This is a genomic window from Rhizobium ecuadorense, assembly GCF_001187535.1.
In the GTDB taxonomy this organism is placed as follows: Bacteria; Pseudomonadota; Alphaproteobacteria; order Rhizobiales; family Rhizobiaceae; genus Rhizobium; species Rhizobium ecuadorense.
This window is the reverse complement of the sequence record NZ_LFIO01001824.1, coordinates 1-209: the sequence shown is the minus strand read 5'-3', so window position 1 is coordinate 209 and position 209 is coordinate 1. Positions and strand designations below refer to the sequence as shown.

Genomic DNA, 209 nt, shown 5'->3' with positions numbered 1-209 from the left:
ACATCGACGACCAGATCACGTCGAACTTCTTGCTCTGGAGCGCCGGAATGAGACCATCCCAGGAAATCTCGACGATCGAGCATTTCTCCTTCATCTCTTCGCATACGGCATTCATAAGGTCGATCTCCCATCCCTGCCATTGGCCGGAGGCGTCCTTGGCGAAGAAAGGTGGATAGGATTCGTTCATGACGCCGAAGCGAACTTCGGCC

Annotated in this window: 1 protein-coding gene; it reads right to left on the bottom strand. The window is 54.5% G+C overall.

The genetic code is table 11. The features are described from left to right. On the bottom strand, nt 1-209 hold a 209-nt coding region (locus AF337_RS38665), incomplete at both ends, for a transporter substrate-binding domain-containing protein (RefSeq protein WP_152971365.1).